This is a genomic window from Ignavibacteria bacterium (assembly GCA_016873845.1).
Classification (GTDB): Bacteria; Bacteroidota; Ignavibacteria; order Ch128b; family Ch128b; genus JAHJVF01.
The window spans coordinates 1-1,980 of record VGVX01000150.1 but is presented as its reverse complement, the minus strand read 5'-3'; the positions used below and the strand labels follow the sequence as shown (position 1 = coordinate 1,980).

At 34.6% G+C, this 1,980-nt stretch carries 2 protein-coding genes; both read right to left on the bottom strand.

The features are described from left to right. On the bottom strand, positions 1-1,165 hold a 1,165-nt coding region (locus FJ213_13435; GenBank protein ID MBM4177155.1), incomplete at its 3' end, for a hypothetical protein. A gap of 35 nt (positions 1,166-1,200) precedes the next feature. Beyond that, positions 1,201-1,665, bottom strand: coding sequence for a T9SS type A sorting domain-containing protein (locus FJ213_13430; GenBank protein ID MBM4177154.1), 465 nt, complete (start codon positions 1,663-1,665; stop codon positions 1,201-1,203). Positions 1,666-1,980 lie beyond the last annotated feature (315 nt).

The window sequence follows — 1,980 nt, the reverse complement described above, 5'->3', positions numbered from 1 at the left end:
CCCGCCAGCTTGTTGTGTTTTTATCTGATTTATGAAATACAATTCCGCTTCCGTAAGTTCCGATTAAGATGTTACCGGATTTATCGTATGCAACAGCTTTAACATAATCGTTTTGGATGCCGGTGTTAATCTTGTCGTATAGAGTAAAATTATTGGAGTTAAATTTGATTACACCACGATCGTATGTACCGAAATAAATGTCGGAATCATTAACTGCAATCACTTCAATTTCTACAATAGGGATGCTTCCAATCGTATCCTTTGAAAAAGAAATCCATTGTATCCCATCATGATACATGAAAGAAAATTTATTATATGTTGGACTTCTATCATAACCTGCCCATATGTTTCCTTTTGAATCTTCTGCAATAGTTTTGAAAATTGCAGCTTGTGTATAAAAATAATGAGACCAAACGTTATTGCTTATTCTTGATATACCGCTTTGATTTGCGATCCAAATGTTATTGTTACGATCTGAGTGAATATCATTAATAAAGTGTTCTAATCCTGAGTTAGTTCGGTTGTAAACAACCCAGCTTGTATCGTTGAATTTTGCTACCCCGCCCGACCACCATGTTCCAATCCATTTAATATTGTATTTATCAATTTCTATGGCTGTTATTTTATTTTCAGGTATATCTGAATTTCCGGTACGATACTGAATCCAGTTTGAACCATCGAATTTTATTAAGCCATTTTCTTCAGTTCCTATCCATATATTACCTAATGAGTCGAAAGCAAGTGCATTAGTTATGTTATCTTTTATGCCTGAATTTGATTTATTGTAGATGGTCCAATCAGTTCCATCAAATTTTGCAAGTCCATATCCATTTGTTAAAAACCATTTATGATTGTATTTATCAATGACAATTTTTTTCAGAGAACTTTTTGGGATCCCAGAAATTTGGAGATCAATGTTTATCCATTGTTTCTCGTCATACTTAAGAATATCTCCGCTCTTCATCATGCTCCAAATGGAACCTATCTTATCTACTGCCATTGATATAATTTGAGGATTAAACACGCCTGAATTTTTTGTAGAAAAAATTTTCCACTCGGTCGGTTGTGCTTTTATCTGCACAGCTATTATAATTACAATTAGAAGGATAAATCTTTTTTCTGTCATAAACATCTTAAATTTTAACACTAAATTTTGGGATGTCATCCCGTATCAAGAGACAACATCCCGTAAAACTAAAGTTACTTAAGTAACATAAATTTTTTAACTTCATGGAAATCGTTTGACCTCAATTCATAATAATATATTCCCGATTTTAATTCAGACTGGATAGAATTTAATTCTATTTCATAATTACCGGCATCCAAAGTGTTATTAAAAAGAGCAGCTACAATCTGACCAAGCACGTCGTATACTTTGAGTGAGGCAAATGAACTGTAAGGAATGCCAAACTTAATTTTTGTACTCGGATTGAATGGATTAGGATAGTTTTGTGACAGGTGAAATTCATTTGGTATATCAGAACCATTTGAGCCTCTTTTTTCTATTCCTTCACCATATCTAATTTGAACGGGGGATGAATAATCTGAATTATATCCTTCTATATCCCTCGCTCTTATTCTATATTGAGCATAACTTGGACCTGAACCAGCAGTGGTTATACTGTTATCGGTATAGAAAGAATCAGTTCCACTTGCAGTTGCGATTTCTGACCAGCTTGTCCATTGTCGTTACCTACTACATCCAGCCTCCGCTCTATCCTGACTCCGTTATTATTTATTCTTACATCAGGTTCAGTGATTGGAGTCCAAGTTAGTTTTGGTTTTCCAGCAACAGCTGTAACAGCTAAATTTTGCGGGACTAATGGATTGGCGTCGTATTGCTGATAAACAAGGTAGTTGTAATCGTTAAGCTGCACATAATATAGATCATTGCCATTTGAACCAAGCGCTTGCGATGAACTAAATAATGATGGCAAATTTAACGTTGAAGACCAAGTTGTTCCACCTGTTAATTTGCGG